Genomic DNA, 5,846 nt, shown 5'->3' with positions numbered 1-5,846 from the left:
GTTCCCGGCTGGTATCCCGAAGGAAATGCCCTCTCGATCCACGAGAGTGAAGATTTCCTCGCGATCGAAAGGTTCATTGAAGAGATAAAGGCCTTTGAGGCGGATGACTCAGGTGAGGGCGATGACTGACGGTAATCCATAAACATGCCTCCGAGGGCATATCGGAAGGCATCGGTGGTCAAGAGCTGTGCAATAGATCGAATGATCCGCTCGGAAGCGCACGTCATGTTACGTGCGCTTCTGTATTTTGATTGTTGGGTTGCGGCGGTTGATTCTCCTCAATCTGCGGTCTGGTGAGCGCGTTGTGCGCTGGAGCGGTCCCAGCTTTTTTTGAGTGCTGGAGCCCTCGAGTGAGATCAAAAAAGTATGCGAAAAAGTGTGGAACTTGGTGCTCTCAAGCCTCGGACATTTGCGTGTTCCTTAAAGAGCGGCATCAATCGTCCTGTATAGTTTACCCTTTATATGAGAGTTATTTCTCATTTATGGGTGCAAATCGTTCGCCTTAGATATGCGAAAATTGAGTTCGACATGGATGCGCGAAAAAGTGCGTAAATCTTGCCCTAGAGCTTGGAGATTTTCCGTATATTTTGCGAAAAAATGTCATGAAAACAATATATTGAATCAAAAACTTCGTGTTGTTACCAATGCCGCCGAATTTATCTGGAGGCACGCTATGGACCAAGTCGACGCCCTAAAATCTGTCGAGCATTTTACTGCGGCATTCGAAGCCATCGTTCAGGGGCCAACGGACGCAGAGATGCAGGCTGCCCCAGTTTTGAGAAACTGGAAATGCGTTTCAGCCGATGTCGTCCGCTTTATCGGCCATGTTGCCGGTCATCCAAGATTGGGCTGCAGGGATATCGCGACATCGCAAGCTCTGTTCTTGTCTGAAGATCGCTGCTTTGGACGGACGATGTCGCGATGGTACCGCCTAGAGGATGAGCTGAGCTTTGAGACAGTGAGGTTCGGGTGGCACTCTTACGATGCGTTCGACACGAAGTTCTTGCCAGTCATTCTGAAGCGTATGGCGTTCGATGCGATCACGGTCGCATCAAGTCATCAGATGACTGAGATACTCGAAAGATTGCATGACGCTGATCGTATTTTCCTACCTAAATGAAGAGTTTTCCGGATTTTTGGCTTTGATGGGGTCACGATGGAGTGGTCGGGGGGCCTCGAGCTCAAACCACGGGGCGATTTTGGTGAAAGGGTGCCCTTGAGCGACGAAAGGGCCAGAGCAATCCACAATTTTCGCAGCAAGGAGCGACTTTTGACAGATTTTGAACGTGCCCACTTTCATCTTAATGCCGTAATATCATCAGGGAAGCCCGTCTGGTCGGAGCAGTATCTCACTCAAAGAAGGAGTATCGTCGCCATAATCGAGAAGAAAAAGGTCTCAGCCGTTGGAGCGACTGAGACCTTGGATCGGAACGCAGGTCCCGACTGTATCGTATCTTGACGGTAGCACCATTGGTGCAGACGGCCAAAGATTCTTTCGGACCAAAGACATGAAACACGGTCATTGCGCTCAGCTCCTGAACTCTCGGGAAACCTAAAATCGCCTGACCGGCCAAACGTCACCCGTACCTCAGATTTCAATTTGATGCGTCCATTCGGACGCAAACGGAGATGTCATGTCTTTCTATAACGTCAACCATGATTACTTTGATGAGTTCATCACGGAGAAATCAGCCACTATAAAAATGAGCGCGCTTGAGCTCGGTAAAATCGAAGGCGTCTTGCCTTTTGATGGCGCGCGCAACCCTGCTTATCGCAGTGCAATAAGCCACCGCGTTTGGTTCACTTACAAAACCGCCGCGGACAACTTCAAGAAACGGTGGGCCGTTACTGAGAGTGCGGGTGAGGCCACCGTCGCATTCGAAGCGCTCATGTGTAAGGACTTACACGATATTAAGTTTCAGCCATTTATGGTCCCATATGAGTTTGATGGGGCGCACTATCATCACACGCCTGACCTCCTTCTCACCATGCGCAGTGGCTATCGTCGTTTGGTCTACGTGCGACATGGATCAAGCTTGGCGCGCGGGAAAACGCAACGACAAATCCGGGCGATCATCGACGCGGTGCCCAAAGGTTTAGCGAACGACTTTATCGTCGCGAATACTGACGATTTTCCGCGTCAGAGGCGTGAGAATGTGTTCCGAATGTATGCGTTTTGCGCAGAGTGTGACCCTGAAGTGGATGAGGCAGTACAGAAGGTTGCACATCGATACGGAGGGACATTTCGGATGCTCGACCTCTTTCCGAAGCTGTCGTTTGAGCAAAAGCGGATTTTCCAGTCGTGTTATCGTCTCCTTGGGCGAAAGCAGCTTCGTGCGAACCTTAACAACGTGGTCCACGAACACTCTAGGCTGGAGTGCGTGCAATGAGTTTCGTCCCCCGATATCAAATTCCAGCCGGAACCAAGGTCACTCGTTATGATCAGGTGCTTATCCTCAAGAATATGGTCTCAGATGGGTATGAGTTCATTGATGAAGAGACGGGGGTGCAGTCCTTCATTTCGTATCTGAAGTTTGCGACGCTCTTAAAGTCGCCGACGTTTCAGGTCGGTTCCACACCTGGAGAACTGGCGTCGGTCGTCACACGGCGCACCAAGGGTTTGAACTTTGCGGAATGCTTGTCGCCCGATCAGCAGGCTATGGGGCGGTTTCATTTTGCAATCTGTCGGGCAATAAAAATCTTGGAGCCTGAGATTAATTTGAAACCCGGAAAGCCTCTCACCGCGGCAGCATTGGATAATCCAAAGGTTCGAGAAAGGCTTTGTAGGCTTTCTTCCGATATTTTCGGTGAGAAGATTGTTTCTCAACCTCCGGCTGGGGGCAAAAGGAAATGGTGGATACTCTACCGCGGCCGAACGCTAAAAAAATATCTTTCCATATATGAAAGCGTGGATACCAATGATGATCCGATCGCTGCTTTGGCGACCTTGGACAATCTCAAGGGAAATGAGACACGCAGGATCACGGTAAGGCACCTCCAGCTCATGTCACAAGCCTGGGAAGAGGTCGGGCTTGACCTTAAAGCCGCCTCGCCATCAAACGTCTTGGACCGGTTGAGAGACATTATCGGCTTAGAAAACCAAAAGCGGAAACTCAACGATCTTGCACCGTTGATTGTGCCGTCTCAGACGACGGTCACAAGGCATCGCAACCAGATGCTTTCGCCTGTGGAGTATTCTGTTGCAACAAAGGGGTATAACCATACCCGGTCCAAGCATGGTCGAGGAAGCAGCGACGTGCGGGCGCTTTGTCTCGGGGAGTTGGTTGAAATTGATGAATACAAAATGTCCTTGGTCGCATCTGCTAAGGACGAGGGGTATTGGCAGTCGCTTTCGACAGATTATCGTGAAACCCTGGAAGCCATCGATGAACTTATAGCAAGGCGATATTACCTTTTGGTCATGATTGATGTCGCATCACGTTTCCCACTCGCGTGGGTCCTCAGTGATGCACCCAAAGCGGAAGCAACGATGGAACTTCTGCGCATGGCGACCCGTGACAAAACCTATGAGAAAAATCTCTATGGATGCGTCAATGACCCCGCGCCCGCGATGGGCTTGGGGATGATCAAGAATGACAATGGCACAGGCTTACGAAACGCGACCGTAAAAGCGGGCGCGCTTGGTGTGGGCGCATCGATTACGGATGTGCGCACGAGCGCTCCGACGGATAAGTGTTACGTCGAACGCTTGTTTGGTTCGTTTGAGTCACAGGTCCTAAAGACCTTTGACGGTTACACTGGTCGGCGCCCCGGCGATTTGCCGGAATATGATTCAATCGAAAATGCAACGCTACTACGCAACGAGCTATACAGGATTATAACGCGTTACTTTATCGACGAATATCCATTGCAACGGCACTATGGTCTCGGGGTCTTCAATAAACGTCCGATAGAGCTTTTTAGAGAGATCAACGAAACACGCGGCATATTCAAAGTCGCTGACCCTGATCAGCGCAGGATACATCTGGGGCATAAAGTCAAAGTAACGCCAACGGATGAAGGCGTATGCGTTTTTGGGTGCATTTGGTTCAGCTCATTGCAGTTTCAAAAGGCAATGGATCGTTGGAAACGCACGAAGGTCTCGGTGTACGTTGATCCCAATGATTTAAATCATGCGACGATTTTGGTGCCGGGCGAGGCCCAGCCATTCCGTGTGGATCTTCAGACGTCATTTTTTGCAGATATGAGTTTGCTGGAAGTGATGACGCTCCTTGAAAGATACCGTTACGAACATCCGCGCCAGACCGAGATCTACGAAGATCAATTGGCTGCTTTGCGCCGTGACCGGTATGATGAATTGAAGCGGTTGGAACTTGAAAGGAACGCTGATCCGTCAAGCTTCAGTCTGGAGGCCATAAAGAGAAAAGCTGATTTCGTGCTGCGTGGTGCTCGGGTCAACTTTACGTCCAGTTTACCGTTCACGACGTCTCCAGATGATCTCATGTCTGTCACAGGCGATGTTAAGGCTGTGAAGTTAGATGATTTCATTGAAGGTGAGTGCTCACACCAAGAACTCATCGATGAGACTTTACAGCACGCGCAAATGATCTCTCCCCAGGACCACCAGGGGCATTCTGGGAGGGGCGTCAGTTTAGCGGACGACAACTTCAAAGAAGAAGATTTCGAAGATGACGAAGACATTGAGGACGATGAGGGCGAAGACGAAAAGCCACTGGCGCGTCCGACGAATGGAGGGCAGTTGAAATGAGCCCATCCTACATGAACCGTACGACAGACCTTCGAGATTTGCGTAAGAAAAGGTATGACTTCCTTCGTTGCAGAGATCTGCGGCGCGAGTTTGAGGCTTGTGTCGTTCACCATCTCGACGGTCAGACTATGAAAGCTGACGAGGGATTAAATTTTGAAGCACGTGGCCTTCTCGTTACGGGGGAGTCACGGCTTGGAAAAACCACTGAGGTCCGAAGTCTTGTTGATGAATTCAACAATAGCGGCGTGAAACTAGAAGATGGTCGTCCAGCCAAAATAGTAAGCTGCACCCTACGAGGAACAGTGACTTGGAAAAATCTTGGGGCCAAAACCCTCGATGCACTTGGCTATCCCTGCAGTGATAATCGAACCTCAAGTCAATATTGGAGTAAGGTTCTACATCAAATGCGCGCGCAGGGCGTGATGGGGATCTACTACGATGAGGTTCAGCACGTCTTTAAAAGGCCTGCGAAAGGTGCAAATCAGGCGGCCGCTATCAATGATCAGAACAAGATTATTAGAGATAGTTTCAAAGCTCTGATGAAGGAGGCTGATTGGCCGGTAATGTTGATCTTTTCTGGAGTGCCAGAGTTGTCAGATCACATCCTGCCATTCGAAGAACTTAGGGAGCTCCTGAACCCAGTCCATTTCGAGCCAATCGATTTGGATGTTGTTCGAAGCTATTTCGTCGACACGGAGGACGGTATCAAAGAAATTATGAGGTCTGACAGGGATGAGCTTTTGTCGTTGCTGTACGGGTATTCTGATTTTTCTGGTGTCGATATTACCCCTTTCTTGAAGCATCGTTTTCTAGACCGCCTTGTCTTCGCGTGTGGATACAGATGGGGCCTTGTCATCGAATTGATCATCGAGGTCTTAGCTTCAGGGATGAAGCGGACGTCCAAGACGATTTCTATAGATGACTTCGTCTATCAATATTCTCGAAAGAGTCGGGTGCCTCTAGAGTTCTCGCCATTTACGCATCCAAATTACAGGAAGGCGTACAATCCGATCAAACTGCTCGAAGACATCGATGCGAATGAGAAGATAATAAAAACAAAGAGATACAAAAGATAATAAAGCCCGCTTCGGCGGGCTTTTTGCTGTCTTCTGTTCAA

4 protein-coding genes are annotated in these 5,846 nt (G+C 49.6%); all 4 read left to right on the top strand.

The window, feature by feature from the left end:
- Window positions 1–673: 673 nt before the first annotated feature.
- Complete coding sequence (locus AC07ED_RS04265) at window positions 674–1,120, top strand: DUF6634 family protein (protein ID WP_105234368.1); 447 nt, start codon at window positions 674–676, stop codon at window positions 1,118–1,120.
- Window positions 1,121–1,634: 514 nt separating this feature from the next.
- A complete protein-coding gene (locus AC07ED_RS04260; protein WP_105234366.1) occupies window positions 1,635–2,390 on the top strand; it encodes a hypothetical protein in 756 nt (251 codons plus the stop codon).
- Window positions 2,387–4,729 (top strand): DDE-type integrase/transposase/recombinase, encoded by a 2,343-nt coding sequence (locus tag AC07ED_RS04255; RefSeq protein WP_105234365.1) that lies wholly within the window; start codon window positions 2,387–2,389, stop codon window positions 4,727–4,729. Before AC07ED_RS04260 ends, AC07ED_RS04255 begins: the two co-directional genes overlap by 4 nt.
- 11 nt (window positions 4,730–4,740) lie before the next feature.
- Window positions 4,741–5,805: an ATP-binding protein gene (locus AC07ED_RS04250; protein ID WP_158664472.1), complete on the top strand. Its 1,065-nt coding sequence runs from the start codon at window positions 4,741–4,743 to the stop codon at window positions 5,803–5,805.
- Window positions 5,806–5,846 lie beyond the last annotated feature (41 nt).

The organism is Aestuarium zhoushanense, from assembly GCF_056431045.1.
This window is presented reverse-complemented; position numbering and strand designations above follow the sequence as displayed.

Bases quoted from the DNA above. Each gene is read 5' to 3' on its own strand.
- AC07ED_RS04265 (WP_105234368.1), top strand. From the start codon at position 674: ATGGACCAAGTCGACGCCCTAAAATCTGTCGAGCATTTTACTGCGGCA.
- AC07ED_RS04260 (WP_105234366.1), top strand. From the start codon at position 1,635: ATGTCTTTCTATAACGTCAACCATGATTACTTTGATGAGTTCATCACG.
- AC07ED_RS04255 (WP_105234365.1), top strand. From the start codon at position 2,387: ATGAGTTTCGTCCCCCGATATCAAATTCCAGCCGGAACCAAGGTCACT.
- AC07ED_RS04250 (WP_158664472.1), top strand. From the start codon at position 4,741: ATGAACCGTACGACAGACCTTCGAGATTTGCGTAAGAAAAGGTATGAC.